The following is a 26,064-nucleotide window of genomic DNA, read 5'->3' on the forward strand; positions in this document are numbered from 1 at the left end:
ACCCCGCGCGCGTCGGGAACAGGGCGGGGAGGACGGCCGTGGACGTTTCGCTGGCCCTGCTGCACCGGGCGGTGTCGCTGGTCGACGATCTCGCCGGCCTCACCGGCGCTGCCGAGTTCGCTACCGTCGCCCTGGCCGGGCTCGGTGAGCTGATCGGCTGCGACGTGGCCACCTACAGCGAGATCGGGCAGCAGGTCCACTACACCGACCATCCGCGCGGCGCGTTGGACCACGCGCCCCTCGGTGCGTTCGCCGCGCACGTGCACGAGCACCCGCTGATCAACCACTACCGGCACACCGGCGACAGCGAGGCCCTGCGCATCAGCGATCTGGTCAGCCGGCATCAATTCCGCCGGCTCGGGCTCTACGCCGAGTTCTATCGCCACGTACCCACCGGGCACCAGCTCGCGGTGACGCTCGCCGAACCGGGCGCCCGGGTGGTCGGGATCGCCCTCAGCCGCGCGCACCGGGAGTTCAGCGACACCGACCGGGCGGTGCTCAGCGCGCTGCGCGACCCGCTGTTGTCGGCACTGCGGCGGGCCGAGCAACGGGCTCGCCGCTCACCGCTGTCCGGACGGCCCGGGCTGGCCACGCTCACCGAGCGCGAACTGCAGGTCCTCGACCTCGCCGCCGCCGGACACACCAACGACGCGATCGCGCGCGGGCTCGGGTTGAGCCCGCGCACCGTGGCCAAGCACCTCGAGCACGTCTACCGCAAGCTCGGGGTGGGCAACCGCGCCGCGGCGTCCTGGCTGGCGGCGGGTCAGAACCAGCCGTCGCGCATGTCCAGCGTGGTCCGGTCCACGCTCTCCAGCAGCGCGAACTGAGGTCCGGTGCGGGGCAGCTCGTAGCGGAAGAAGAACCGCGCGGCGGCGCGCTTGCCGTCGTAGAAGTCTCCGGCGCGGTCCCCCGCGGCGAGCTCCTGCTCCAGCCACAGCCACGCGACCACGACGTGGCCGACGGCCTCCAGGTAGATCGACGCGTTCGCGAGCGTCGCGTCGACGTCACCGGCGCCCCACAGCGCGGCGGTGACCTGGCCGATCCGGGTGACCGCCAGGTCCAGTGCCGCGGCGTGCTCGGCGGCCGCGCCACCGGCCTCGGCGGCACGTGACACGGTGGCGCCGATCGTCTTCAGCAGCAGCCGCAGGCCCGCGCCGCCGTCCATGGAGACCTTGCGGCCCAGCAGGTCGAGCCCGTGGATGCCGTGGGTGCCCTCGTGGATGGGGTTGAGCCGATTGTCCCGGTAGAGCTGCTCGACGTCGTACTCGCGGGTGTAGCCGTAGCCGCCGTGCACCTGGATGGCCAGGTCGTTCGCGGCCAGGCACCACTGCGAGGGCCAGCTCTTCGCGATCGGGGTCAGCACGTCGAGCAGCAGGTGCGCGCGCTCCCGGCCGGCCGGCGACTCCGCCGTCTTCTCCTCGTCGAGCAGTCGCCCGCAGTACAGGTTGAGGGCGAGCCCGCCCTCCACGTAGGACTTGGCGGCCAGCAGCATCCGCTTCACGTCGGCGTGTTCGATGATCGGCACCTGCGGCGCCGACGGGTCCTTCGCCGACGCCGGGCGGCCCTGTGGGCGGGTGCGCGCGTAGTCCAGCGCGTGCAGGTACCCGGCGTAGCCCAGCGCGGTGGCGCCCGCGCCGACCCCGACCCGCGCCTCGTTCATCATGTGGAACATGTAGGCCAGCCCGCGGTGCGGCTCGCCGACCAGGTATCCGACGGCCCCGGGCTCGCCGCCCGGGGTGTACCGGCCCTCGCCGAAGTTGAGCAGCGTGTTGACCGTGCCGCGGTAGCCCATCTTGTGGTTGAGCCCGGCCAGCGCGATGTCGTTGCGCTCACCCGGCGATCCGTCGGCGTCGACCAGCACCCGGGGCACGATGAACAGCGAGATGCCCTTCACCCCGGGCGGCCCGCCGGGGATCTTCGCGAGCACCAGGTGGACGATGTTCTCCGAGAGGTCGTGCTCCCCGCCGGAGATCCACATCTTGTTGCCGAACAGCCGGTAGGTTCCGTCGCCGCGGGGTTCGGCGCGGGTGGTGACGTCGGCCAGCGACGAGCCGGCCTGCGGCTCGGACAGGCACATCGTGCCGAAGAACCGGCCCTCGAGCATCGGGCGGACGAAGGTGTCGACCTGCTCGGGCGATCCGTGCGCGAGCAGCAGGTTGGCGTTGGCGATGGTGAGGAACGGGTAGGCGGCGGTGCCGACGTTGGCCGCGTGCAACCACAGGAAGCAGGCCTGCGCGACGACCGCGGGCAACTGCATCCCGCCGACCGACTCGTCCATCCCCGCGGCGACGATCCCGGTCCCGGCCAGCACGTCGAGGGCGGCCTTGACCTCGGGGATGATCTGCACCCGCTCACCGTCGAACTGCGGCTCGTGCTGGTCGCCCCGTTTGCGGTGCGGGGCGAACCGCTCGGCCGCGACCTGCTCGGACAGCTCCAGCGCGGCGTCGAAGGTGTCCCGCGAATGCTCTGCGTAGCGCTCCCGCTTGGTCAGCGACTCGACGTCGAGCCACTCGTAGAGCAGGAAGTCCAGGTCGCGACGCGAGAGCAGCAGGGATCGCATGGGGCTCAGACTGCCATCGGGGCGAGCCCCGCCGACAGCAGCGCCGGGAAGCCGATCCGCATCTCCGTCCGGGCCGGCAGCACCGATCTCAGGACTCCCGGTCCGTGGTCAGCTCGGCCCCACAGCGTTCGCAGCGCGTGGGCGGATCCTCGTCGGCCAGCCGGCCGCACTCCGGGCACACCCGGTTCATCCAGCAGACCGGGTCCCCACCCTCGTCGTCCGTCATGGCGCTCAGCACCTCCCCCCGCCGCGTTGCCGACAGCTGAATCATGACGCCGGACGGTCGCGCGCTGCCATCGGACCGGGCCGCCTGCGCCGCTAGCACGAGGACCGTCGGACTCCGGAGGCGCCCACGCTGCCCGCCGGTGATCAGCTGCTGCGTGCCGCGCTTACCGCGGTCCTGGACAGCGAACAGGAAGCGTTGGGTGAGATCCACAAGCGGATCGGGGTCCTACGGAGCCAGCTGGCAAACACGCCTCCCCGGACGTCGTAACGGTGGATCTGACGCTGCTGGTGGATGTTGTTCACGTACGTCGTGGTCGGCAACGAGATCGGCGTGATGGTCTTCGGCCCGGTCCACGGCGCGCTGTCCGTGGGCTACCTGGTGATCCCGGTCCTGGCGGCCCGCCGGCTGCGCTGGGGCGGGCCCACGACCGTGCTCGCGCTCGTGGCCGGCGTGCCGCCGCTGTTCACGCTGCGGTTCGAACGCTGGGCGTTGCGGACCGGCCGGCGGTACGCGCGGTGGCGGCCGGGGCCGCCCCACTCGATCGAACGCCCCGTAACCCGGCGGTCCGGCGCGGTAACGCTGCGCGTCCGGTTTGCGATCTTACGCCCGGATCGTGGAAGAGCGTGTCGTTGCGGCGCGGGCCGCGCGGCAGGAGAGGAGCGTCCGGTGGTCGACGACGAGGCCGAGGCCCGGCAGCAGTTGCTCGCGCGGATCGGCGCCCGGCGAGCCGGTATCACCGCGTTCCTCGCGCGGGCCCGGCCGCGGGGGGCCCGGCTGGCGAACACCAGCGTGGTTGCCAGTGCTCTGGCGGCGATCTTCACCGCGGGCCCGGCGGCGGGCGGGGAGAAGTTCGCCGAGGCGGTGCAGGACGGGTTGCGCCTGGGCAGCGACTCCACCGTCTGGCGCCTACTGTGCCTGGCCGCCCTCATCGTCTCGGTGGTCGCCGCGGTCACGACGAACCTGGCCAAGTCCCAGGACATGGGGGCCCGGATCGTCGCGGCCGAGGCTGCCAACGCCGAGCTCGAAGGCCTGCAGACGACGCTGCAGTTCGGGCACCTGCCGCTGGACGAGGCCGTGAAGCGCTACCAGCAGTACGTGGCCAAGGTCCCGTTCGTGGAGGAGCAGACCGTCCCGGTGTGACCGCGCATTCGTCGTCGGACGGGTCGCCGAGCGCCCGGCCACCGGGCTCAGCAGGTCGACAACGCGGTGCCCGGGACCCCGCTCGGGAAGGGGACAGCTGCTCAAGCCGCGCGTCGGCTGCTGCCGGCGCCGACCCCACACGGCCGGGACCCGACGTAGCGCGCCGGCACGAGGCGAGCTGTCGATCGGCGCGAGTCCGGGTCGATCGATCCCACCCCCGCTCTCCTACGATCCGCTGGTCACCGCGCTCGGGGCCAGCGGGCGGTGCCGATCTCGCCGGCCCTGATCGGGGACCTTGATCGGCGGGTCGCCGGCCGTACCATCGCCGTCTCCCGGCCGCCAGCGCCCGGCCTCGCCCGCACGGCCCGCCCACTGACCGCCGCACAGCGTGTCTGATTCGTCCGAGCCTTGATCCCGGACATGGGCCGTTCGGCGGGCACGGCCGGGAAGGACACCCGGAGCTGCGCGCGCAGTGAGGCTCACCGATCGGCGCGGGTCCGTGACCCCCGGGCGTCAGCTCGTGGCGGTCGGGACGGTGTCGTGGCGGGGGCCGATGTAGTCGCGGGAGCTGATGATCCGGCCGTCGCGCACGCGCAGCACGAACACCGCGGACAAGCGGAACGCGACGCTGCCGCCGGCCGCGGTGGCGGCGAAGGCGAACTCGGCGATCAGTACCTCGGGGTCGGCGCCGTCGATCAGCGTCGGGTCGGTGACGGTGAGGGTGTCGAGCCGCCCGCCGAGGCCGGCGAAGAACTGCCGCACCGCGTCCCGGCCGGTGCTCGTGGTCGGTCCATCCGGCGCGAACGGGTTGGTGACCACCACGTCCTCGGCGTACGGCTCCGCCGCCCGCTCCCACTCCCGGCTGTTCAGGCGCGAGGCCAGCTCGCGGAACACGTCGGCGGGTCGGGCAGCGGCGTCATCGGCCATGCCCAAGATCGTGCCAGGGCCTGTCCGGGCGCCGGGGCAGGCGCGGTGAGGACGATGATCCGAGATTCGCTCGACGGTGAGCGGCTTCGGCGACCTTGACGCCCGATGGATCAAGCTCATCGGCGGCCTTCTCGTTCTGCTCGGTCTCGTTCTGCTCGGTGCTGGGGCGGTCGCCTGCCTGGCCTTGGTGAGGACCTCGAGGCCCATGCAGCGGCGGCCCCGCACACTGAGCCTCCCCGCGAGACCGCCGCCGGATGACCGTCCGGTGTTGACCCGGGCGACGTCCTGGCCGTCATGGCCGGGGATCTCGGTCGCCTTCGCGGTGTGCGGAGCCATGTAGCCACGTGGCGGCCCGGTTGGGTCGATCACGGCGGGTCGCGTCTCCTCGACCCCGCGCCCCCGCTTATTCGTTCGCTGTGAATGTGTGCTATGAGCGCCGGATGGCGGGATAGGCGCTTGTAGCGTGGCGCGGTGGCCCATTCGTCCAGGGCGGCACGCCTGCGGGGCCGTCGAGCTCGATGGGGCGCCGTCCTGTTTCTGGTCGTCGTGGCGGTGTGCGCGTGCGGTGGCGCCCCGCAACCGCGGCCTGCCCCGCAAGCACCGGCCAACCCCCCGGCACCCGGGGCGCCACGGCAGCTGTTGATCTGGCTGAGCGGCTACTCGTGGCAGGACAACAATCCGCCAGGTTCGTCCAAGGTCGGTGAGCCGGTGCTCCACCAGCAGGCCGGCGGGCAGGGCACCTTCACCGACCCGCTCACGGTCGCGGTACCCGGGCACCAAGGTGATATGGCGTGGCAGCCGGGGACCAAGTTCTACCTGCCCACCGTCGAGCGCTATGTGATCGTCGAGGACTCCGGCGCCGCCCGGCCGCCGGCCGGCACCGACACCCACCTGGATATGTGGATCGACGGCCAGGACGGCACCCAACAGGCTGACAGCGTCTGTGAGAGCCAGTTCACCGGCAGGGTGCCGGCGCAGCTCAACCCCCCGGACAACCTGCCGGTGATCCCCGGCCCGATCTACGCCAACGGCAGATGCAACATCCCCGCCCAGCCCGCCGACAGGGGCACCTACAAGGACAGCGGGAGCGACAGTGGCAGCGATGGCGGCCCGGGCAGCGGCAGCAGCAACTGAACCGAACGCAACCGCGGCCACGATCAGCGGGAACACCGCCCCGGCCGTCGGATACCGTCGGATACGAAGTCGGCATCGGCCCCGTGTCGCTGCGGGGCTATCAGGGCCCGCCGCCGGGCGGTGCTCGGTGACCGTGGGCTGAGATGGACCCGCGACCCCCGGACCGCGTGCCCGCCGACCGGCTGGCGGACGCGACGGCGGCAGGATCGACCCGACGAGGGCCGCCTGCGGCGGGACGGTTCACCACGGCCGGGCAGGCGGGGGGCCGTCCCGGGATGGGGCGCGTGCTGCGGCGCGGGCGGATCGTCGTCGCGTTGCTGTCGGTGCTGGTGCTGATGGTCACCGGGTACGCCTGGGACCAGTATCGGAACCTGACGACCGGGATCAGGACGTCGAACGCGCTCAGCGGGAGCGGCAAGTCCTCCGGCGGCGACACCAACATCCTGATCATGGGGTTGGACAGCCGCCTCGACGAGAACGGCAACCCGCTGCCGCAGGACATCTACGACGCGCTCCACGCCGGGGACCAGCAGGTCGGCGGGTACAACGCCAACGTCCTGATGCTGCTCCACGTCCCGGGAGACGGGTCCAAGGCCACGTCCATCTCGATCCCCCGCGACGACTACGTCAGCTTCCCCGGGAGCCCGGACGGAACCTCCAAGGGAAAGATCAAGCAGGCCTACGGCCTGGCGTTCGACCAGGCACACCGGCAGCTGGTCGCCCAGGGCATCACGGACAGGGCCACCTTGGAACAGCGCAGCCGCGACGCCGGGCGCAAGGAGGAGATCGACGCGGTCCGCCAGTTCCTGGGCGGTGTGCCGGTCGACCACTTCGTCGAGGTGACCCTGGTGGCCTTCTACCAGATCGCCCAGGTCGTCCAGCCGATCACCGTGTGCCTCAACGAGGCCACCCAGGACAGCTACTCCGGCGCCGACTTCCACGCCGGCCAGCAGCAGATCACCGCAGCCCAGGCGGTGGCGTTCGTACGGCAACGCCGCGACTACGTCCACCCCGAGTTGAACTTCACCGACCTCGACCGGGAACGCCGCCAGCAGGCGTTCATCGCCTCGGTGGCCTACCAGCTCAAGCAGACCGGCACCCTCGCCGACCCCTCCAGGCTCAGCGCGATCATCGACGTGGCCAAGCAGAACATGGCCATCGACAGCGGCCTGGACCTGCTGTCCTTCGCTCAGCAGGCCTCCAACCTGACCGGTGGGAACATCACCTTCACCACCCTGCCCATCGCCGGCTTCGGCAAGGACCCGGCCGGCGAGGACGTCAACCTGGTCGACGTGCCCCAGGTCCAGGGCATCGTGCGCAACCTGCTCGACGGCCCGCCTCCGGCCGACGCCGCCCCGCCGTCCGCCGCGCCGGCCCCCGCCGCGGGCGGGTCCGGCACCGTGGACGTGGTCAACGCGACCAGCCGCACCGGACTCGCCGCCTCGGTCGAACACGCCCTGGACGGCAGTGGCTTCACCGCCGGCGCCACCAGCACCGCCTCGGTCTCGCGGAAGAGCACGACGATCGACTACGGCCCCGGCTCCGCAGCTGCCGCGCACACGTTGTCGACACTTCTCGGCGGGCTGCCGGTGGCCCAGGACACCGCCGTGCCCTCCGGGCACCTCCGGGTCGTCCTCGGCAGCAACTTCTCCATGCCCCGGTCCCTCGCCGCGGCCGGCTCCTCCGCCGGCCCGACGGCCCCGCCGTCCGGCCCCGCAGCCCCGGCGCCGGACACCGGGTCCGCGCTCGACAGCATCTCCGGGGGCGGCATCCCCTGCGTCAAGTAGCGGGGCCGAGGCTGCGACCGCCGCCGGCGGCTCACCTCGTCGCCGGCGGCCGGGGTCGCCCCGGCTGTCAGTCCCGTTCCGCTCCCGGACCGGCCGCCCGGGTGAGGGCGTCGACACCGCGCGGTGCCGCAGAACCGCGGGCCCGGGCCCGGCGCCGGGACAGCGACTCGGCGGCCCACAGCAGCAGCCCCACCGTGGGGAACGCGGCACCGATCCAGCACACCGCGGCCCAGCCATGGCTCGCGTACAGCGCCGCGGACAGCCCGCTGCCGGTGGCGCCGCCGATGAAGTAGGACGTCATGTAGGCGGTGTTGAGCCGGCTGCGCGCCTCCGGGCGCAGCGCGTAGACCACGCTCTGGTTGCTGATGTGGCTGCCCTGCACGCCGAAGTCGAAGATCACAAGCCCGATCGCCAGTGCGACGAGCGAGTGCGCGCCCAGCGCCACCACGGCGAACGACGCCGCGATCACGGCCAGGAACGCGCCGGTGGCCGGGTGCGCCCGGCCCCGGTCGGCGAGCCTGCCCGCGAACCGGGCGGCCAGCGCGCCGGCCACTCCGAACAGGGCGAACAGCCCGATCGTGGCCTCGCCGAGGGAGAACGGCGGGGCGGCGAGCAGGAAGCCGATGGATGTCCACAGCGCGCCGAACGACGCGTACCCCGACGCCCCGTAGACCATCCGCAACCGCAGCACCGGCTCCTCGCGGATCAGCGTGAACACCGATCCCAGCAACCGCGGGTAGCTCATCCGGGTGGCCGGGGCCACCACCGGCAGTGAACGCCACAGCGCGACGACGGCGATCGCGGTCAGTCCGGCCCCGAGCAGGAACACCGCGCGCCAGCCGAACACCGCCGCGATCAGCCCGGCGATCACCCGGGACACCAGGATGCCGATGAGCAGCCCGCTCATCACGGTGCTCACGACCTTCCCCTGTTCGCCGTCCTTGGCGATCTGCGCGGCGAAGGGCACGAGGATCTGCGCGGCGACGGTGGTCAGCCCGACGAGGCCGCCGGCTGCGGCCAGGATCGACAGCGTCGGCGCGGCCGCGACGACGATCAGTCCGAGCACCGTGACCGAGAGCATCACGACCACCAGCCGGCGGCGTTCCAGCAGGTCACCGAGCGGCACAAGGGTCGCGAGCCCGATCGCGTAGGACACCTGAATGATCGTGAGCACCGCGCCCACCGCGGAACTCGGAGCCCCGAATGCGGTCGCGAGCGCGGCTTCCAGCGGCTGCGCGTAGTAATTGTTCGCGATGATCACGCCGGTCGCGAACGTCATCGCGGCGACGGCGCGGGACGGCGTGGCCGTCGAAGTACCCATGCCTCGAGGCTGCGGTGCGATTATTGTTCTGTCCAGCACCAGGAATCGATGGTATTCATCGGCGGGGGCGATAGATGGAGCTGCGTCAGCTCGAGCACGTCCTCGCGGTGGCCCGGCACGGCACGTTCACCGCGGCGGCCGCGGCCCTGCCGATGGCCCAGTCCGCGCTGAGCACGTCGGTGCGCAACCTCGAGGCGGAGCTCGGTGTGGCCCTGTTCGAGCGCACCACCCGCCGGGTCGAGCTGACCGCCGCCGGCCGCGTGTTCCTGCCCGCCGCCGGTCGGCTGGTCGCCGACGCCGGGGCGGCCCGGGAGGCGGTGGCGGCGATGGCCGGCCTGTCCAGCGGCCGGGTCGCGATCGGAACGCTGGAGATGCTGACCAGCGTGGACCTGCCGGCCCGATTGGCCGCGTTCCGCCGCGCCCACCCCGGGATCGAGCTGTCGGTGCTCGGCCTGGCCACCTACCCCGAGCTCCTGGAGCGGCTGCTCGCGGGGGAACTCGACCTCAGCTTCCTGCCCCTCGACGGGGCCCCTCCGGTGGGTGTGTCGGTGCTGGCCGAGTGGCGCGAGAACCTCGTCCTGGTCGCCGCCGAGGACCACCCGCTGGCCCGGTTCGACACCGTCCGGCTCGCCGACCTGGACGGAGCCACCTTCGTCGACTTCGGCGCCTCGACGACGCTCCACGGCGCGGTACAGCGCCTCGTCGCCGCGTCCGGGATCCGGCGGCGCATCGCAGGCCAGGTCTCGCAGCGCAGCATGCTGCTCGACCTGGTGCGCGCCGGACTGGGGGTCAGCGTGGTGCCGCGGCCGGTGGCGGAGCGGTCGGGGCTCGCGATCGTGGCCATCGTCAACCCCGTCCCGTACTGGACGATCGTGCTCGCCACCCGCACTCCGCGCCCGGTCAACCCGGCCGCAGCCGCACTCGCGGAAAGCCTGCTCGCAGCCGGCTGAATGCGGCTCTTACGATTCCGTCCGTGGAAGACGACCGCCGCTACGTGCTCACGCTCAGCTGCCCCGACCGCACCGGCATCGTGGCGCGGATCGCTGGATTCCTCGCCGAGGCCGGCGGCTGGATCGTCGAGGCGGCCTACCACGCCGACGCGGAGGGGAACTGGTTCTTCACCCGTCAGGTCGTGCGCGCCGACTCGCTGCCCTTCGACGTCGACGAACTGCGGGCCCGCTTCGCCGAGGTGGCCGCCGAGTTCGGCGGCGAGGCGACCTGGCAGGTCACCGACACCGGCGAGCGGAAGAAGGCCGTGCTGCTGGTGACCAAGGAGCCGCACTGCCTGCACGACCTGCTGGGCCGGGTCTCCGCGGGTGAGCTACCGGTGCGGTTGGAGGCGGTGATCGGCAACCACGACGGGCTGGAGGACATCGTGCGGGCGCACGGGGTCGAGTTCCACCACGTGCCGTTCCCGGCTCCGGGGACGCCCGACCGGGAGGCGGCGAAGACCGCGGCGTTCGCCGAGGTCCGCAAGCTGGTCGACGTCCACGAACCCGACGCGATCGTGCTGGCCCGGTTCATGCAGATCCTGCCCGCGGAACTCTGCACGGCGTGGGCCGGCCGCGCGATCAACATCCACCACAGCTTCCTGCCCTCGTTCGCCGGCGCCCGGCCGTACCACCAGGCGCACGCCCGCGGGGTCAAGCTCATCGGGGCCACCTGCCACTACGTGACCGCCGACCTGGACGCCGGGCCGATCATCGAGCAGGACGTGATCCGGGTGGACCACGGCGACACGGTGGCCGACATGGTCCGCCGCGGCCGCGACGCCGAGCGGCTCGTGCTCGCCCGGGGCCTGCGCTGGCACCTGGAGGACCGCGTCCTGGTGCACGGCAACAAGACCGTGGTCTTCCACTGACGCCCTCCCCGCGAGTCGCCCTTTTCGGGAGGCCGAGTCGACCTTCTGGGGAGTGCGCCCGGGCTCAGTGCCCCCGCACCCGACTCGGCCGGAAACGCAGCGGCACCGAGTAGATCGACGCGAAGTTCTCCGGGGTCTGCCACCCCCCGATGATCCGCTCGCCGTACTTGGCCAGGTAGGCCGGGTTACGGTCGGCGGACGGCTCGTCCGGGGCGACCTCGGCGGTCCCGGTCAGCACGACGATGTCGCCGCCTTGCCCGTCACCGTCGAAATGGAAGGCGACGCGAGGGTTGGCGCGCAGGTGCTCCAGCCGTTTCGCCCCGCCCTGGCTGTAGATCAGCGCCGAGTTCGACGCGTCGTCCCAGAGGAACCAGACCGGGGCGGGCTGCGGGGTGCCGGCGCCGTCGACGACCGTCAGCCAGGCGAGCGGCTCGTCGTGCAACCGGCGGGCGACGCGGGCTCCGAACTCGGTTCCGGGGTCGGGCAGGGTGACGGCCATCGGGCTCCTCCTCGCGGCAGGTCTCCTTCCGACGACGTGGCGGCCGGGGGTATTCCCGGTACCGGCCGCCACGTCGTCGCCCGTCAGGCCGGTTTGATGTTCATGTTGCGGTGCAGCACGTTGCCCCGGTCGTACTCGGCCTTGATCCGCGCCAACCTGTCGTACTTCGCCGGCCCGTAGGACGCGCGGACCCGATCCTCGTCCGGGTCGGTCTGGAAGTTGACGTAGCCACCGGCGTCCGCCGCGAGCGGGCGCAGCGCGTCCCAGACGGATCGCACCCACTCCCGGTCCGCTGTGAGCGCCTCCGTGTCGAGGCAGACGGCCGCGATGCTCACCACGTACTGGGGCGTCCGGCGCCCGCCGTACGCGGTGTCGTCCTCGCCCACCCGCGCGTAGGCGCCGCCCAGCCAGAAGATCGGTACGAAGGACAGCGGCGAGGCCCTGTCGCCGGTCCACTCGACGAGCACGTCGATCGCCTCGTCGCTCAGGTCGTCGAGGTAGAGCGCCTTCTCATAGGCCCTGGCGCCCCACGGAGCGGCCTCGTCGAGCATCTGCTGCAGCGCGGTGTACGGCATCGGCCCGACGAACTCGAACAGTGGCGGGCAACCCTCGCGGATCGGGGCGATCGCCTGTGCGTGGTCCTCGGCGGAGCCGAAACCGGCGACGACCAGCGCGTGCCCCGGTGCGAAGTGGTGCTGTTCCGGCACGAAGGGGGCGGGCGGCGCGTTCATCGCCGCCGCCATCAGGATCCCGGTCTCCTCCGGCAGGCCCGGGATCGCGTTCCGGGCCGCACGCGGGCCCTCCCGACCCTGGTCCGCACCCCAGAAGAAGAACCCGACATGAACCTCCGGGCCGACCGGGTGCAGCCGGAAGTCGAAGCGCGTGACCACCCCGAAGTTGCCCCCGCCACCGCGCAGCGCCCAGAACAGATCCGGGTGCTGGTCGGCCGAGGCCAGCACCACCCGTCCGTCGGGCAGCACGACTTCGGCGGACTCCAGGTTGTCGATGCTCAGGCCGAACTTGTGGGTCAGCCATCCCATCCCGCCGCCGAGGGTGAGCCCGCCGACACCGGTGTCGCTGACGGTGCCACCGGTGACCGCCAGGCCGTGGCGCGCGCGTCGTCATAGCCGGCCTCACCGGGCAGCAGCACCGGCCCCTCCATCGCCCCCCGCAGCCGCTCGATGCCGCCGCTCATGGTCTCCGTCATCGTCTCCTCCTTCACCCGGACGCCCCCAGCCGGTGATGTCGCTCACATTTGTGCGCGTATTACGTCAAATCGACAAAAAGGCCCTTCCGGTCACCGCTGGGGTGACCGGAAGGGCCGTCTGTCGAATCAGCGAGTGCGGCGTCAGGCCGCCGCGGAGACCTCCGTGGATGACGCCGCCGGCTCGAGCGCGAGCTCCAGCACGTCGGCCACGTCGGCCACCGGGTGCACCCGTAGCTCGCTGCGCACCGACTCGGGCAGGTCGTCCAGGTCGGGCTCGTTGCGCTTCGGGATGATCACGTCGGTCAGGCCCGCCCGGTGCGCGGCCAGCAGCTTCTGCTTGACCCCGCCGATCGGGAGCACCTTGCCCTGCAGCGTGACCTCACCGGTCATGCCGACGCTCGACTTCACCGGGCGTCCCGAGGCCAGCGACGCGAGCGCCGTCGTCATCGTGACGCCCGCCGACGGGCCGTCCTTCGGGACCGCACCCGCCGGCACGTGGACGTGCAGCTTGCGCGTGGCCAGGTCACCGGCCAGCCCCTTGGACCGCAGGTACGACAGCGCGATGGACACGGACTCCTTCATCACGTCGCCCAACTGCCCGGTCAGGGTCAGTCCCGGCTCGCCCTCCATCGAGGTGGCCTCGATGAACAGCACGTCACCACCGGTTCCGGTCACGGCCAGTCCGGTCGCGACGCCCGGCACCGAGGTGCGCTCGGCCGACTCCGGGGTGAACCGCGGCCGCCCCAGGTAGGTGACCAGCGCGTCGGCGTCGATGTGCACCGGCCGCTCGACGTCACCGCTGTCGAGCTTCACGGCCGCCTTGCGCAGGACCTTGGCCAGGCCCCGCTCCAGCTGCCGCACGCCCGCCTCGCGGGTGTACTCGGCGGCGATCATGGACAGCGCCACGTCGGTGAACTCGATGTCCTCAGGGTCCAGCCCGGCCTTCTCGATCTGCCGGGGCAGCAGGTGGTCGCGCGCGATGGCGACCTTCTCCGCCTCGGTGTAGCCGTCGAGCGTCACCATCTCCATCCGGTCGGCCAGCGGGCCGGGGATGGTGTCGGCGACGTTGGCCGTCGCGAGGAACAGCACGTCGGACAGGTCGAGGTCGACCTCGAGGTAGTGGTCGCGGAACGTGTGGTTCTGCGCCGGGTCGAGCACCTCGAGCAGCGCCGACGCCGGGTCGCCCCGGAAGTCGGAGCCGAGCTTGTCGATCTCGTCGAGCAGCACGACCGGGTTCATCGAGCCCGCCTCGCGGATGGCCCGCACGATCCGGCCCGGCAGCGCGCCGACGTAGGTACGCCGGTGTCCGCGGATCTCGGCCTCGTCGCGCACGCCGCCCAGGGAGACACGCACGAACGTGCGGCCCAGCGCCCGCGCGACCGACTCACCCAGCGACGTCTTGCCAACGCCGGGCGGGCCGACGAGGGACAGCACCGCACCCGAGCCGCGGCCGCCGATCTTGTCCAGCCCGCGGCGGTTGCGCCGCGCCCGGACGGCCAGGAACTCGATCAGACGCTCCTTGACGTCGTCGAGTCCGGCGTGGTCGGCGTCGAGGATCGCCCGCGCGCCCACCAGATCGTCGGTGTCGTCGGTCTTGGTCGTCCACGGGATGTCGAGGACGGTGTCGAGCCAGGTGCGGATCCAGCCCGACTCCGGGCTCTGGTCCGACGCCCGCTCCAGCTTGCCGACCTCGGTCAGCGCGGCCTTGCGCACGTGCTCGGGCAGGTCGGCGGACTCCACCCGGGTGCGGTAGTCGTCCGCGCCGTCGGGCTCGTCCTCGCCCAGCTCCTTGCGGATCGCGGCCAGCTGCTGGCGCAGCAGGAACTCGCGCTGGGTCTTCTCCATGCCCTCGCGGACGTCACCTGCGATCTTCTCGCTGACCTCGAGCTCCGCGAGGTGATCGCGGGTCCAGCCGATGAGCAGCTCGAGGCGACGGGTCACATCGGTCTCGGCGAGCAGTTGTGCCTTCTGCTCGATGTCGAGGTAGGAGGCCCAGCCGGCGGTGTCCGTCAGCTGTCCGGGGTCGGTGATCTGCTGCACCGAGTCGATGACCTGCCACGCGTTGCGCTGCTGCAGGATCGACACCACGAGCGCCTTGTACTCCTTGGCGAGCTCGTGCGCGTGCCCCGTGGGGGCCTCATCGGGCACCGGGGTCGCCTCGACCCACAGCGCCGCACCCGGCCCGGTCACGCCCGAGCCGATCCGCGCGCGGCCCTCGCCGCGCACCACGGCCGCCTTCTCCCCGCTCGGGAGCCGGCCGACCTGCTCCAGTACCGCGATCGTGCCGACCGCGGCGTACTTGCCGTCCAGACGCGGCACAACGAGCACCCGCCGGTCGACGCTGTTAGCGGCGTCGACCGCTGCCTGGGTTTCACGCTCGTCGAGCCGGACGGGAACCACCATGCCGGGCAGCACCACCGAGTCGGCGAGCGGAAGCACCGGCAGCTTCAGCGTCTCTGTCATGACCGGTACAACGCTTACACCGTTGAACTCATTCCAGCGTTCAAGTAATTCGCCGGGAGCGAACCCAGGAACCCTGCGCCTACCCGACTCACCCCGGTGTCACAGGTCAACGGCCAGCCGGGTCGCGGCATGTCGAGCCGCGCAGCGGCGATCGGGCCGCTCGGCGCGGAAAGGGGCTAGCGAGCGAGGCCCTCGACGACCTCGGCACCCGGCAGGGCCGCCGCGAGGGCGCCGGGCAGGGCCAGCTTGCTGCCCCGGATCCCACTGCCGATCACGACGGCGGGCGCCGCGGCCACCGCCGGGTCGACCAGCACCGGCCAGTCCGCCGGCAGGCCGACCGGGGTGATGCCACCGTAGGCCATACCGGTCAGCGCGACCGCGTCGTCCATCGGCGCGAACGACGCCTTGCGCGCGTTCAGCCGCTTCCGCACCAGGCCGTTGACGTCGGCACGGGTGGTCGCCAGTACCAGGCACGCCGCGTACCGGGTCTCCTCACCGCGGCGCCCGGCCACCACCACACAGTTCGCCGACGACGCGAGAGGCGATGAGTAGGCCGCACAGAACGCGGCGGTGTCGGCCAGGTCGGAGTCGATCTCGGCGACACCGACCAGGGCCGCGTCGGCCGGGTCGAGCAGCTTGAGCGCGTGCGCCACCGGATCGCCGAGCAGGTCGGGACGGTCGAGAGCGGGGACGGCCTCGAGAGTGCCGAGGACCGCCCAGCCGGGGTGGGTCACCAGCGCTGGTCTCCGCGCTGCACGCCGACGACAGCCGGCTTGACATCCACGATGTAGACGAGCACGGCGACCAGCCCGGCCAGCCAGAACAGCGCGCCACTGCTCCAGGGACCCTGGAACACGACGAGCACGAGCAGCCCGGCACCGGTGATGCCCAACCAGGCGTTCTTGGTGAGCTTGCCGGCCGCGGTGAACGCGTCGGCGCGCTGGCGCAGGGCGTGGATGAACGCGTACGCACCCACCGGAATCGCGAGGATCCACAGAGCCCGAAGGATGTAGAAGTCCAGGTGTTGCAGCACGTCCACCCCGTCAGACTACGTGCGCGGGGCCACTCGTGACATCCCCGGCCCGCTACACCACACCGGCCCCGGGACCAGAGAGGTCCCGGGGCCGGTGTGCGGATCGGGCGTCGGGGGGCACGTGGCCGCCCGGATCAGCCGTGGGTCAGCTGTTGGACCCGGACCCGTTGGTGGTGCCGGTGCGCCGGGTGGCCGGCTTGCGGGTCGCAGCCTTGGGCGCGGTGCGGTTGGCGGCCTTGCGGGTGGTGCTGCGGGCGGTGGCGGCGGCCTCGTCGCCCGCCTCGTCGATGGTGGCGGCGGCGTCCTTACCGGCCTCGGCGACGGCCTTGCCCGCGTCGGCAGTGGCCCCGGTGACGGTCTGGGCGGCCTCGCCGGCGAGCCGCTGGGTCGCCTGGGCGGCCTTCTCACCGGTGGACCGGGTCTGCCGAGTGACCGTGGACAGGGCCTTCTCGGCGGCGTCGTGGGCGTCGTCCACGAACTCGTCGACGCGGGCGTCGAGCCGCTCGGTGACCGACTCGATGGTGCTCAGTGCCTGCTTGACCTGCGGCTGCTTGCGCAGCTTGCCCCAGGCGGCCTCGCCACGCTCGGCCAGGCCGGCGTAGTACTCCTTGGCCTGCGCGCCCAGTTCGTCGACGCGCTTGCGCAGCTCCTCGGCATTCAGCCGGTCGCGCAGGCCCTCGATCTCCTGCGGCAGCCCGGAGACGCGGTGCTGCACGGCGTCGGCCTGCTCGGCGGCGCGGGTCCGGGCGGTGGTGACGGCCCGGGACACGGTGCTGACGGCGTATTCGCCGGCGCCGAGTACGGCGAGCAGCGGCGTGCGGGCGACCTCAGCCCGCTCGGCGGCGTTCTTGGCAGCCTGCTCGCGGGCCTTACGGACGTCCGCGGCGGTCGGCAGCGACACGGCCATGGTGATCACTTCTCCTTCTCACGAAGACACTGTGGTTGCGCCGGGGGCGGCCGGCGGGTCGTTCTCCCGTCGGAAGGACTGGTAGATGTCGAGCAGAACCTGCTTCTGGCGCTCGGTCAGGGTGGGATCGGCGAGCACGGCGTCGGTGACCGGACTCGCCGGCCGCTCGTCGAGGATTCCCGCCTTCACGTAGAGCGCCTCCGCGGAGATCCGCAGCCCTTTCGCGATCTGCTGCAGGATCTCGGCCGATGGTTTGCGCAGTCCCCGCTCGATCTGACTGAGGTAGGGATTGCTGACACCGGCAGCCTTCGCGAGCTGACGCAGTGACACCTGGGCCGACTCGCGCTGTGCGCGGATGTAGGTACCGATGTCGTCGACCGCCTGGCCCACGGCCTGGCCGACCTGCTCGACGGCGTGGCCGACCTTTTCGGTCGGTCCCTCCTGTTTGCTCATCGATACTCACCTCCGCCCGACACCGCCGACCGTACGCGGAGGTGCTAGCTCTTGCAAGCGCTGCGCTTGCGCAGGTGAGGTGGCATCGACCACAACATTCGGGCCGGTCTAAGGTCGGCCGGAGAACCTCGGCGCCCGGAGCCGGCGAGCGCGACGAGGTAGCACCGTGCGGAGGAGAAGCCGTGAGCCAACCGCTTCCGCCCAGTGGCGAGGACCGGGTCTTCGCCCCACCCGCCAACCTGCTGCGCCCGTTTCAGGGGCAGGGCCGCGCGGTCGTGGTGATCGCCGCGGGCGGGGCGCTCGGCGCACTGGCCCGGTGGGGCGTCGGACTCGCGCTGCCGACGCCGCCCGGTACCTTCCCGCTCGGGACGTTCGCGATCAACGTCGTCGGCTGCTTCCTGATCGGCGCAGTGATCGTCGCGGTCACCGAGATCGTGGACGCCCACCCCCTGATCCGGCCGTTCGTGGCCAGCGGTTTCCTCGGCGGGTTCACCACCTTTTCGACCTACTCCGTCGACGCCGAGAACCTCCTGCTCGGCGGGCACGTCGGAGTGGCGTCGGCCTACCTGGTCGGGACTCTCGCCGCCGCGGTCGTCGCGGCCTGGGCGGGGATCAGACTCGCCCGCACGATCGGCGTCCGCCGGCAGGTGACCCGGTGATCCCGCTGCTCGTGATCGCCGGGGCGGTGGTCGGGGCCCCGCTGCGATACCTGACCGACCGACTGGTGCAGTCCCGCCACGACATGGGTTTCCCGTGGGGCACGTTCACCGTCAACATCGTCGGCTCGTTCATCCTCGGCCTGACCTTCGGCGCGACCAGCTCCCCCGCCGTGATCGCATTGGCCGGCACCGGCTTCTGCGGGTCCCTGACCACCTACTCGACGTTCGGGTACGAGACCGTGCAGCTCGCGGTAGCCGGCAGCCCGCTGTTCGCCGTCTACAACGCCCTGGGCTCGATGCTGGCCGGCCTGGGCGCGGCCGGGCTGGGCCTGGCGATCGGCAGGGCGATCGGCGGTTGACCGCCCTGCCTGCCCGTCATCGGCTGGCCACCCGCCGGTACCGGGCCACGGCCAGCGGCAGGAACACCACGATGATCGCCACCGAGGCCAGCACCGCGTAGAGCACCGCGTGCTGTGCGGGCCATGCCTGCGACTCCGGGAAGCCCGGCAGCTGAGTCGGGTTGCCGAACAGCTGCCGCGACGCCCGGGCCACCGCACTCACCGGGTTCCACTCCCCGACCGGCTGCAGCCAGCCCGGGAAGCCCTGGATCGAGACGAACGCACTGGACACGAACGTGAACGGGAACAGCCAGATCAGCCCGGCGCTCTGCGCCACCTCGACGGTGCGCGCGGTCAGCCCGACCAGCACCCCGATCCAGGACATCGCGAACGAGAACAACAGCAGCAATCCGAAACCGGCGAGCGCGTCGAGCACGCTGCCGCGGATCCGCCAGCCGACGACCAGCCCGGTCAACGACATCACGACCAGGGTGATGACCCCGACGCCGAGGTCGGCGGTGGCGCGGCCGAGCACGACCGCGAGCCGGGACATCGGCAGCGACCGGAACCGGTCGATGATGCCCTTCTGCAGGTCGTTGGCCATCCCGATGGTCGTGAAGAAGACGTTGAACGCGACGGTCTGGGCGAAGATGCCGGCGATGAGGAACTCGCGGTAGGCATCGCCGCCGAGACTGCCCGCGAACACCAGCGCGAACAGCAACACGAACATGATCGGCTGGACGGTCAGGGCGAGCAGCGCGTCGGGGACCCGCTTCATCGCCACCAGATTGCGCCAGGTGATGACGCCTCCGTCGCGAATCGCCTGGGTCACGGTGCTCATGCCGCTCCCCCCGTCGTCCCCACCGGTTGCTCGGCGTCCTCGGCCGGGTGCCCGGTGAGCGTCAGGAACACGTCGTCGAGCGTGGGCCGCTGCAGCGCCACGTCGAGCAGCTCCACCCCCTCGCCGTCGAACCGGCGCAGCGCCTCGACCAGCGCCTTCGTCCCACCGCTGACCGGCACCGACACCCGGCGCAGGTGTTCGTCGACCACCGGCTCGCCGACCCCGACGGCGGCCAGCACGCCGTGTGCGTATCCGACCTGCTCCGGTTGTGCCACCACCACCTGCAGCCGCTCCCCCCCGATCTGGGCCTTGAGCTCGTCGGCGGTACCGCTCGCGATGGCCCGGCCGTGGTCGATGACCACGATGTTGTCGGCAAGCTGGTCGGCCTCCTCCAGGTACTGCGTGGTGAGCAGCACCGTGGCCCCGTCGGCGACGAGCTCGGAGATCATCGACCAGGTGTCGAGCCGGCCCCGCGGGTCGAGGCCGGTGGTCGGCTCGTCGAGCACCACGACCGACGGTGCCGCGACCAGCGCCCCGGCCAGGTCCAGCCGGCGGCGCATGCCGCCGGAGTAGGTCTTCGACGGCCGCTCGGCCGCCTCGGTGAGCCGGAACCGCTCCAGCAGCTCGCGGGCCCGGGCCTTGGCCGCCGCCCGCTTCAGCCCGTACAGCCGGCCGACCATGTAGAGGTTCTCCAGCCCGGTGAGGTTCTCGTCCACTGCGGCGTACTGGCCGGACAGACCGATCGCCCGGCGCACGGCCTGCGGCTCGGCGACGACGTCGTGCCCGGCCACCCACGCCCGCCCGGCGTCGGGCCGCAGCAGCGTGGTGAGGACGCGGACCGTGGTGGTCTTGCCGGCCCCGTTGGGCCCGAGCAGCCCGAGGACGGTTCCGGTGGGGATCTCCAGGTCGACGCCGTCGAGAGCGCGGGTGGACCCGAAGCTCTTCGTCAGCCCCTCGACGCGGACGGCCAGTTGGCTCATGAGCGGGACACTAGAGCCGACCCCCGACAGAAGTCGCCCGATTTCGCCCGCAGCGCGACGTTCGACGCATCGCGCCTCGTGCGCGGTCAGAAGAGCAGCTGCGAGACCGTGTAGATCGCCAGCCCGGCGAGCGCGCCGACGACCGTGCCGTTGATCCGGATCCACTGCAGGTCACGCCCGACCTGCAGTTCGATCTTGCGCGAGGTCTCCTCGGCGTCCCAGCGCGCGACCGTGTCGGTGATCAGCGTGGTGATCTCGGCGCGGTAGTGCCGGACCACGTAGCCGGCCGCGTCGGCCAGCCAGCCGTCGATCTTGGCGCGCAGCTCGGGGTCGGAGTCGAGCCGCTTGCCCAGCGAGATCAGCCCGTCGCGCACCCGCTTGCGCAGCTCGCTGGACGGGTCGGCGGCGGCGTCGAGGATCATCCCCTTGACCGTGCCCCAGGCCTGGCCGATGAAGCGCTGTACGTCGGGGTGGTCGAAGAGCTGCTGTTTGACCTGCTCGGCCCGCTCCATCGTGACGGGGTCGCGCTGCAGATCCCCGGCGAACTCGATGAGGAACGTGTCGACCGCCTTGCGCATCGGGTGCTCCGGGTCGGTCTTGACCGCCCAGGCGAAGTTCTGCACCTCGAGGAAGACCTTGTCGGCGACCAACTCGTCGACGAACCGCGGCGTCCAGCTCGGCGCCCGCTCGGCCACCACGCGCAGGACCATCTCGTGGTTCGCGGTCACCCAGTCGTAGGCGCGGTCGCAGACGAGGTCGACCATCCGGTGGTGCGAGCCGTCGGCCAGCACGCCTTCGAGCACCTTGCCCAGCGGCGGACCGATCGGGCGTTCGAGGAGCTTGCGCACCAGGACCTGCTCGATGATCTCCTGGACGTCCTCGTCACGGAGCACGGTGACGACGCCACGGGCGGCGGTGGCCACCTCTGCGGTGACCCGGTCGGCGTTCTCGGGCTGGGCGATCCAGCCACCCACCCGGGCGGCGACCTCGATCCGCTCCAGCTTGTCGCGGACGACGGCCTCGGCCAGGAAGTTCTGCCCGACGAAGTCACCCAGGCTGTCGCCGATGGTGTCCTTCTTCGTCGGGATGATCGCGGTGTGCGGGATCGGCAGCCGCAGCGGGCGCCGGAACAGCGCGGTGACGGCGAACCAGTCGGCCAGCGCACCGACCATGCCCGCTTCGGCGGCGGCCCGCACGTACCCGATCCAGGCGGGCCCGGCATTGACCTCCCACCAGTGGGACAACAGGAAGATCACCGTGGCGCCGATCAGGAAGCCGGTGGCCACCAGCTTCATCTTGCGCAGGTCCCGCCGCTTCCCCTCCTCGTCCAGCGGACCGCGCGAGCCCAGCGGAACCGAAGGGGTGGAACGGGGCCGCGGCGACGGGGGGATCGCGACGGGCCGCGACGGCGTCGCCCGACCCTGCGCCTCGGAAATCTGCACGAACCCATAGTGCCTGTGTGGACGAAGACAGCGTGTCCGGATCGGGCGAGTGGGCGTATCGCGCCCGCCCGGTCGACGTTGGGCGGGGTGCGGCGCCGGACGCTCGTCGACCGGATCTGCCGCACCCGGTGCCCCGCGGGCGTGGCCCCAGGGCGCCGGGAGCAGTGCCCCCGGAGCCGTGTTGCCCCCACGGCTCCGGGGGTCCCACAGCGTGGTTGTGGCCGGGCCCGGCGGTGTTCCGCCGGACCCGGCCATGTCGATGGTGCGGCTGCGCGGCGAGGGAGAAGTGCCCCCTCGGGCGCCGCACCGGGTGCGCCCGGGCCAGTCCCCGGCGCGGTGCGACGATCCGCGACAACGGGAAGGCGAGCCGGGCGCCGGCTCGCGGTCTTCGGTTACGACACCGACCGCCGGCCGCCGGCGATCGCCGCTGCGGGCCACTGGGCGCCCGGCCGCTGATCGCCTCCTGCCGCCCGCCACCGCACGGCGTCGGTGACGGCTCCGATGATCACGTCCGCGTCCGGCACCCGGTAACCGGTGAGCGCAGGCGCGACCCGCCAGTGCACCCATCCGTCCGGCCGTTCCGTCGGCGGCGCGAGCACGCCGATGCCGTCCGTGTGCAGCACGACGTCGGCGTGCAGGCTCAGTTCGGGGGGCAGGCCGTAGCCGGGGCTCATCGGGAACCACCACGTGCCCTGCGGGGTGGCCGCGACCGGTACGACCAGCCCCCGGTCACGGAGCTGGGCACACGCGTGGCGCCCGAGCTCCGCCGGTACCTCGACGACGTCCAGGACGGTGCCGGTGTCCAGCAGCACGTCGGCGCCCGGTCCGGCGACCAGCGGCCACCCGTGATCGACGTATTCACGCGCGGCCGCCCTCAGCTCCGCGCCGTAGACGGCCCGGTAGCTGTCCCACCACGACATCGTCCGACCTCCCCTTAAACCTGTTCCGCGCACCCTCGCGCTGTGAACTTCAACACCGATCATGGGGGATCGGATACGCAGGCCGGAGCCGGTAGCGGCGACCGAACGTGACCACGAGACGAGCGGATCAACACTCCGGCGACCGACCGGAACCTCACGGTGATCGCCGGGCGACCGGTTCGCGGCCGAAGATCGGCGGCTACTCCATTCGGGGGGGACTGCCGGTCATCGGCGGCCCGGACGGTGAGCGGCGCCTGCCGCCGGGGGCCGCCACGGCGTGCCGGCCGGGCCGCGGCACGGCGGAAGGGCACGGTGGCCGCCCGCTGCAGGCCCCGGAGGTGTACGAGGGCTCTCGGCGGGTCGGGCGGGTGCGTCGGGGTGGCGTCGAGGGCGGATGCCGCGGCGGCCGGCCGCGGTGCGGGTGAGCGGCAGGCGGCGCGGACCGAACGACCCCGGATGCGCCGATGCCGGCGACCCCGAGGGGATCGCCGGCATCGGCCCGGTCGGTCAGGACCGGATGGCTTGAGGCCGTCTCAGATCGGGCGGACCGTGTCGGCCTGCGGGCCCTTGGCGCCCTGGCTGGCCTCGAAGGAGACGCGCTGGTTCTCCTCCAGGGTCCGGAACCCGTCGGACTGGATGGCCGAGTAGTGGACGAACACGTCCGGACCGTTGTCGTCGGTGGCGATGAAGCCGAAGCCCTTCTCGGCGTTGAACCACTTGACGGTGCCCTGCGGCATAACTGTTTCTCCCACACGTGAAGCGGATCCGGCCGGCACGACGCCGACCGGAGGCTGCGCGGGATCACGAACGTAGGAGAGGAAAACCTTCGAACGTCAGTGAAGCCCACCGTAACTCTCCACGGACGCTTCACAACGATCGAGGAAGACACGACTGCAACCGGCCACAACCTATCACGCGACGAGCGGCGGGCAGGCCTCCCCGGAGAGCGGCCGCCGCCCTTCACTCGTTGCGGTATCGTTACCTTCCCGGTGACTGGCCTGGCGGCGATCCACGTCGCGAGCGACCCGAAGCCGTTACACGCCGCCGATCGTGCGCTGCAACGTCGTCGCGGCACCATGCCTTTCCCCTCGACCGAAGGTGCCGCATGCCCTCGATCCTGCAGGAACGCCCCCCGCCCTCCGGCCGCGCCGCCGCGCCGATCACCGACGGTCAACGCTCCACGACCGAACAGGCACTCGTCGTCGCCTTCATGGCGCTGCCGCTGCTCGCGCTCGCCGCGGCCGTGCCACTGGCCTGGGGGTGGGGCCTGACCTGGCTGGACATCGGGCTGGCCGCAGGCTTCTACGTGATCAGCGGACTGGGCGTGACCGTCGGCTTCCACCGCTACTTCACGCACGGCTCGTTCAAGGCCAACCGGCCGCTGCGCATCGCGCTGGCCGTGGCCGGAAGCCTGGCCCTGCAGGGTGGAGTGACCGACTGGGTGGCCGACCACCGGCGCCATCACGCCTACTCCGACAAGGAGGGCGATCCGCACTCGCCGTGGCTGTTCGGCTCCGGTCCGGTCGCTCTGGCCAGGGGCTTCTGGCATTCGCACATGGGCTGGCTGCTGGAGCGGGACAAGACCAACGCCCGCCGCTTCGCCCCCGACCTGCTCGCCGACCGGGACATCGTGCGGGTCAACAGCGCCTTCATCTGGCTGACGGTCGCAAGCCTCGGGCTCCCCGCGCTGATCGGCGGCCTCGCCACCTGGTCGTTCTGGGGAGCGCTGACCGCCCTGTTCTGGGCCGGCCTGGTCCGGGTGGCCCTGCTGCACCACGTCACCTGGTCGATCAACTCCATCTGCCACATGGTCGGCGACCGCCCCTTCGCCGCTCGGGACCGCTCGGCCAACGTGTGGTGGCTGGCGGTGCTGTCGTTCGGCGAGTCCTGGCACAACCTGCACCACGCGGACCCCACCTGCGCCCGGCACGGCGTCAAGCGCGGCCAGATCGACATCTCCGCCCGGGTCGTCTGGGCGTTCGAGAAGTTCGGCTGGGTGACCTCGGTGCGCTGGCCCACCCAGCGGCGCCTCGAGCGACTGACCAAGGACGCGTAGGACTCGACGCGTAGGACTCACAGCCCGCGACGGCCGGGCACCGGGAGGATCCGCTCCCCGGTGCCCGGCCGTCGTCGTTTCGCCGGGTCCTGAGGGGCCGCGGCGGCGCGAACGCCCGCCCTGCTGCGTGGACTGCTCGCCGGGGCGAGCGAGGACGTGATCACCATCGGTGCCCGGATCAGCCCCGATGATCACGGGCGGTCACGCTCGGGCCGACCGCAGGGGATCTGCGCAACTCGTACGCCGACGGGTGACCGTACCGCCGCTCGACGCCGATCCACCCCACGGCCGTTCGGCGCGTCAGGGTGACCGGTCGCCGATGATCACTCTACTGCGGGACCACCAAATAGGGGTCGGGAAAGCGCGGCGTCGCCTTCCGTAGTCACCGGAGAGGCAGATTCTGGACTTTCGAAAAATGTGGTCTGGTGTCCGAAACAACCGCGACGCATGATTTCCGAGTCAGCTACCCAGCCCCGATACAGGAGGCTCTCGTGCCTACCCGAAAAGTGGCCTACTCGATTGTCGCATTGACAACGAGCGGGGCTGCGGCAGTCCTCGGTGCCGGCGTGGCTGCGGCCGACCCGGCGCCTACGGTTGCGGCCGTCGCGCCGGCCCAGGTCGCGCCGCCGCCCATTCCCCCGGTCCCGGCTGTTCCTGCGGTCCCGGCTGTTCCCGCGGTCCCGGCTGTCCCCGCGGTCCCGGCTGTCCCCGCCACCCCCCTCGGCAGCCTGCTGAACGGCGTCCTGGTCACCGTGCAGGGTCTGCTCCCGAGCTTGCTCGGCGGCCTGGTTCCGGTGCCGGCCGCGGTCCCCGTCGTGCCCGGGGTGCCCGCCGCCGTGCCGGCCGTCCCTGCGGTGCCCGCCCTGCCTGCTGACAACACCGTCAACGTCGACCAGGTCGAGCCGCCGGTCCCGGTGCCGCCGGTCCCCAGCACACCGAAGCTGCCGGCACCACCCGCCGTGCCGGGGGCTCCCGCGCTGCCGACGCCACCCGCCGTGCCCGGCGCTCCCGCACTGCCGACGCCTCCGCTGCCCAGCGTGCCGCCGGTCGCCGGCGCACTACCGCCCGCTCCGACCGAGCTGCCCGCCGTCCCGGGCGGGGTTCCGCCGGTGGCCGGCGAGGTGCCCCCGACCCCGAGCGCAGTGCCCCCGACTCCGAGCGCAGTGCCCCCGACTCCGGGGGCGGCACCGGCCGCCCCGGTCGGCTGAGCCCTACCAGGAAATTCACCGAGAATCCTTTCAAAGCATCCCGGATCGAAGGGTGATCAGCAGATCCCAACAATTTTAGGGATCCTGGACCGGGGTGGCCGG

27 protein-coding genes are annotated in these 26,064 nt (G+C 72.0%); 10 read left to right on the plus strand and 17 right to left on the minus strand.

The window, feature by feature from the left end; translation table 11 throughout:
* Positions 1-38: 38 nt before the first annotated feature.
* Positions 39-827 carry a helix-turn-helix transcriptional regulator gene (locus tag HF526_RS02945; protein ID WP_338051256.1) on the plus strand — a complete coding sequence of 263 codons (789 nt, stop codon included), beginning with the start codon at positions 39-41 and terminating at the stop codon, positions 825-827.
* Here the strand turns inward: HF526_RS02945 and HF526_RS02950 are convergent.
* Both HF526_RS02950 and HF526_RS02955 read right to left on the minus strand, forming a co-directional pair.
* Complete coding sequence (locus HF526_RS02950; protein WP_169379646.1) at positions 764-2,560, minus strand: acyl-CoA dehydrogenase; 1,797 nt, start codon at positions 2,558-2,560, stop codon at positions 764-766. The two genes, HF526_RS02945 and HF526_RS02950, sit on opposite strands and share 64 nt — an antisense overlap.
* Before the next feature lie 88 nt (positions 2,561-2,648).
* Positions 2,649-2,786, minus strand: coding sequence for a hypothetical protein (locus HF526_RS02955; RefSeq protein ID WP_169379647.1), 138 nt, complete (start codon positions 2,784-2,786; stop codon positions 2,649-2,651).
* Positions 2,787-3,077: 291 nt separating this feature from the next.
* On the opposite strand from HF526_RS02955, the gene HF526_RS34460 reads away from it, so the two are divergent.
* Complete coding sequence (locus HF526_RS34460) at positions 3,078-3,926, plus strand: DUF3817 domain-containing protein (RefSeq protein WP_211176680.1); 849 nt, start codon at positions 3,078-3,080, stop codon at positions 3,924-3,926.
* A 513-nt stretch (positions 3,927-4,439) separates the two neighbouring features.
* On the opposite strand, the gene HF526_RS02970 is transcribed toward HF526_RS34460, so the two are convergent.
* A complete protein-coding gene (locus HF526_RS02970; RefSeq protein WP_169379648.1) occupies positions 4,440-4,853 on the minus strand; it encodes a nuclear transport factor 2 family protein in 414 nt (137 codons plus the stop codon).
* A gap of 639 nt (positions 4,854-5,492) precedes the next feature.
* On the opposite strand from HF526_RS02970, the gene HF526_RS02975 reads away from it, so the two are divergent.
* Together HF526_RS02975 and HF526_RS02980 are read left to right on the plus strand one after the other, a co-directional pair.
* The gene (locus HF526_RS02975; RefSeq protein WP_169379649.1) at positions 5,493-5,987 is read left to right on the plus strand and encodes a hypothetical protein; all 495 of its coding nucleotides are present in this window, start codon (positions 5,493-5,495) and stop codon (positions 5,985-5,987) included.
* A 275-nt stretch (positions 5,988-6,262) separates the two neighbouring features.
* On the plus strand, positions 6,263-7,774 hold the full coding sequence (locus HF526_RS02980) for an LCP family protein (RefSeq protein ID WP_169379650.1): 1,512 nt from the start codon (positions 6,263-6,265) through the stop codon (positions 7,772-7,774).
* 67 nt (positions 7,775-7,841) lie between these two features.
* Here HF526_RS02980 and HF526_RS02985 read toward each other — a convergent pair whose 3' ends face one another.
* Entirely contained in the window at positions 7,842-9,095 is a 1,254-nt protein-coding gene (locus HF526_RS02985) for an MFS transporter (RefSeq protein ID WP_239028201.1), read from the minus strand.
* A gap of 74 nt (positions 9,096-9,169) precedes the next feature.
* Between HF526_RS02985 and HF526_RS02990 the strand changes: the two genes are divergently transcribed.
* Positions 9,170-10,045, plus strand: a complete 876-nt coding sequence (locus HF526_RS02990) for a LysR family transcriptional regulator (protein ID WP_169379651.1) — start codon at positions 9,170-9,172, stop codon at positions 10,043-10,045.
* A 23-nt stretch (positions 10,046-10,068) separates the two neighbouring features.
* The gene (gene purU, locus HF526_RS02995) at positions 10,069-10,956 is read left to right on the plus strand and encodes a formyltetrahydrofolate deformylase (RefSeq protein ID WP_420821581.1); all 888 of its coding nucleotides are present in this window, start codon (positions 10,069-10,071) and stop codon (positions 10,954-10,956) included.
* Between the two features lie 64 nt (positions 10,957-11,020).
* Here purU and HF526_RS03000 read toward each other — a convergent pair whose 3' ends face one another.
* The 8 genes from HF526_RS03000 to HF526_RS03035 form a co-directional block, all read right to left on the minus strand.
* Positions 11,021-11,455: a TIGR03667 family PPOX class F420-dependent oxidoreductase gene (locus HF526_RS03000; protein ID WP_169379652.1), complete on the minus strand. Its 435-nt coding sequence runs from the start codon at positions 11,453-11,455 to the stop codon at positions 11,021-11,023.
* Positions 11,456-11,538: 83 nt separating this feature from the next.
* Positions 11,539-12,558, minus strand: a complete 1,020-nt coding sequence (locus tag HF526_RS03005) for an FAD-binding oxidoreductase (RefSeq protein WP_239028232.1) — start codon at positions 12,556-12,558, stop codon at positions 11,539-11,541.
* Entirely contained in the window at positions 12,483-12,662 is a 180-nt protein-coding gene (locus HF526_RS03010) for a hypothetical protein (RefSeq protein ID WP_169379653.1), read from the minus strand. The genes HF526_RS03005 and HF526_RS03010 overlap by 76 nt, the downstream gene beginning before the upstream one ends.
* Before the next feature lie 141 nt (positions 12,663-12,803).
* Entirely contained in the window at positions 12,804-15,125 is a 2,322-nt protein-coding gene (gene lon, locus HF526_RS03015; protein ID WP_169379654.1) for an endopeptidase La, read from the minus strand.
* Between the two features lie 176 nt (positions 15,126-15,301).
* A complete protein-coding gene (locus tag HF526_RS03020; protein ID WP_169379655.1) occupies positions 15,302-15,859 on the minus strand; it encodes a YbaK/EbsC family protein in 558 nt (185 codons plus the stop codon).
* Positions 15,856-16,164, minus strand: a complete 309-nt coding sequence (locus tag HF526_RS03025; protein ID WP_169379656.1) for a DUF2516 family protein — start codon at positions 16,162-16,164, stop codon at positions 15,856-15,858. Before HF526_RS03025 ends, HF526_RS03020 begins: the two co-directional genes overlap by 4 nt.
* 139 nt (positions 16,165-16,303) lie before the next feature.
* Entirely contained in the window at positions 16,304-17,065 is a 762-nt protein-coding gene (locus tag HF526_RS03030) for a hypothetical protein (RefSeq protein ID WP_211176681.1), read from the minus strand.
* Positions 17,066-17,083: 18 nt separating this feature from the next.
* Positions 17,084-17,518, minus strand: coding sequence for a helix-turn-helix domain-containing protein (locus tag HF526_RS03035; protein ID WP_169379657.1), 435 nt, complete (start codon positions 17,516-17,518; stop codon positions 17,084-17,086).
* Between the two features lie 182 nt (positions 17,519-17,700).
* Here HF526_RS03035 and crcB point away from each other — a divergent pair, with 182 nt between their 5' ends.
* Positions 17,701-18,177: a fluoride efflux transporter CrcB gene (gene crcB / locus HF526_RS03040; protein ID WP_169379658.1), complete on the plus strand. Its 477-nt coding sequence runs from the start codon at positions 17,701-17,703 to the stop codon at positions 18,175-18,177.
* Positions 18,174-18,536 carry a CrcB family protein gene (locus HF526_RS03045; protein WP_169379659.1) on the plus strand — a complete coding sequence of 121 codons (363 nt, stop codon included), beginning with the start codon at positions 18,174-18,176 and terminating at the stop codon, positions 18,534-18,536. Before crcB ends, HF526_RS03045 begins: the two co-directional genes overlap by 4 nt.
* Positions 18,537-18,552: 16 nt before the next feature.
* Here HF526_RS03045 and HF526_RS03050 read toward each other — a convergent pair whose 3' ends face one another.
* From HF526_RS03050 to HF526_RS03070, 5 genes are all read right to left on the minus strand, one after another.
* Positions 18,553-19,356 carry an ABC transporter permease gene (locus HF526_RS03050; RefSeq protein WP_169379660.1) on the minus strand — a complete coding sequence of 268 codons (804 nt, stop codon included), beginning with the start codon at positions 19,354-19,356 and terminating at the stop codon, positions 18,553-18,555.
* Complete coding sequence (locus tag HF526_RS03055; RefSeq protein ID WP_169379661.1) at positions 19,353-20,336, minus strand: ATP-binding cassette domain-containing protein; 984 nt, start codon at positions 20,334-20,336, stop codon at positions 19,353-19,355. Before HF526_RS03055 ends, HF526_RS03050 begins: the two co-directional genes overlap by 4 nt.
* Positions 20,337-20,422: 86 nt before the next feature.
* Positions 20,423-21,778 (minus strand): DUF445 domain-containing protein, encoded by a 1,356-nt coding sequence (locus HF526_RS03060; protein WP_420821582.1) that lies wholly within the window; start codon positions 21,776-21,778, stop codon positions 20,423-20,425.
* Between the two features lie 392 nt (positions 21,779-22,170).
* A complete protein-coding gene (locus tag HF526_RS03065) occupies positions 22,171-22,698 on the minus strand; it encodes a bifunctional DNA primase/polymerase (RefSeq protein ID WP_169379662.1) in 528 nt (175 codons plus the stop codon).
* Positions 22,699-23,231: 533 nt separating this feature from the next.
* Entirely contained in the window at positions 23,232-23,435 is a 204-nt protein-coding gene (locus HF526_RS03070; RefSeq protein WP_142059975.1) for a cold-shock protein, read from the minus strand.
* A gap of 368 nt (positions 23,436-23,803) precedes the next feature.
* On the opposite strand from HF526_RS03070, the gene HF526_RS03075 reads away from it, so the two are divergent.
* Together HF526_RS03075 and HF526_RS03080 are read left to right on the plus strand one after the other, a co-directional pair.
* Positions 23,804-24,754, plus strand: coding sequence for an acyl-CoA desaturase (locus HF526_RS03075; RefSeq protein WP_169379663.1), 951 nt, complete (start codon positions 23,804-23,806; stop codon positions 24,752-24,754).
* A 566-nt stretch (positions 24,755-25,320) separates the two neighbouring features.
* Positions 25,321-25,962 (plus strand): hypothetical protein, encoded by a 642-nt coding sequence (locus HF526_RS03080; RefSeq protein WP_169379664.1) that lies wholly within the window; start codon positions 25,321-25,323, stop codon positions 25,960-25,962.
* Positions 25,963-26,064: the final 102 nt, after the last annotated feature.

The sequence above is a fragment of the Pseudonocardia acidicola genome (genome assembly GCF_012911935.1).
Classification (GTDB): Bacteria; Actinomycetota; Actinomycetes; order Mycobacteriales; family Pseudonocardiaceae; genus Pseudonocardia; species Pseudonocardia acidicola.

Excerpts from the sequence above, each read along its gene's own strand:
- HF526_RS02950 (WP_169379646.1), bottom strand. The coding sequence starts at position 2,560 with ATGCGATCCCTGCTGCTCTCGCGTCGCGACCTGGACTTCCTGCTCTAC.
- HF526_RS02955 (WP_169379647.1), bottom strand. The coding sequence starts at position 2,786 with ATGACGGACGACGAGGGTGGGGACCCGGTCTGCTGGATGAACCGGGTG.
- HF526_RS34460 (WP_211176680.1), top strand. The coding sequence starts at position 3,078 with ATGTTGTTCACGTACGTCGTGGTCGGCAACGAGATCGGCGTGATGGTC.
- HF526_RS02970 (WP_169379648.1), bottom strand. The coding sequence starts at position 4,853 with ATGGCCGATGACGCCGCTGCCCGACCCGCCGACGTGTTCCGCGAGCTG.
- HF526_RS02980 (WP_169379650.1), top strand. The coding sequence starts at position 6,263 with ATGGGGCGCGTGCTGCGGCGCGGGCGGATCGTCGTCGCGTTGCTGTCG.
- HF526_RS02985 (WP_239028201.1), bottom strand. The coding sequence starts at position 9,095 with ATGGGTACTTCGACGGCCACGCCGTCCCGCGCCGTCGCCGCGATGACG.
- HF526_RS02990 (WP_169379651.1), top strand. The coding sequence starts at position 9,170 with ATGGAGCTGCGTCAGCTCGAGCACGTCCTCGCGGTGGCCCGGCACGGC.
- HF526_RS03000 (WP_169379652.1), bottom strand. The coding sequence starts at position 11,455 with ATGGCCGTCACCCTGCCCGACCCCGGAACCGAGTTCGGAGCCCGCGTC.
- HF526_RS03010 (WP_169379653.1), bottom strand. The coding sequence starts at position 12,662 with ATGACGGAGACCATGAGCGGCGGCATCGAGCGGCTGCGGGGGGCGATG.
- lon (WP_169379654.1), bottom strand. The coding sequence starts at position 15,125 with ATGACAGAGACGCTGAAGCTGCCGGTGCTTCCGCTCGCCGACTCGGTG.
- HF526_RS03030 (WP_211176681.1), bottom strand. The coding sequence starts at position 17,065 with ATGGCCGTGTCGCTGCCGACCGCCGCGGACGTCCGTAAGGCCCGCGAG.
- HF526_RS03035 (WP_169379657.1), bottom strand. The coding sequence starts at position 17,518 with ATGAGCAAACAGGAGGGACCGACCGAAAAGGTCGGCCACGCCGTCGAG.
- HF526_RS03050 (WP_169379660.1), bottom strand. The coding sequence starts at position 19,356 with ATGAGCACCGTGACCCAGGCGATTCGCGACGGAGGCGTCATCACCTGG.
- HF526_RS03055 (WP_169379661.1), bottom strand. The coding sequence starts at position 20,336 with ATGAGCCAACTGGCCGTCCGCGTCGAGGGGCTGACGAAGAGCTTCGGG.
- HF526_RS03065 (WP_169379662.1), bottom strand. The coding sequence starts at position 22,698 with ATGTCGTGGTGGGACAGCTACCGGGCCGTCTACGGCGCGGAGCTGAGG.
- HF526_RS03070 (WP_142059975.1), bottom strand. The coding sequence starts at position 23,435 with ATGCCGCAGGGCACCGTCAAGTGGTTCAACGCCGAGAAGGGCTTCGGC.
- HF526_RS03075 (WP_169379663.1), top strand. The coding sequence starts at position 23,804 with ATGCCCTCGATCCTGCAGGAACGCCCCCCGCCCTCCGGCCGCGCCGCC.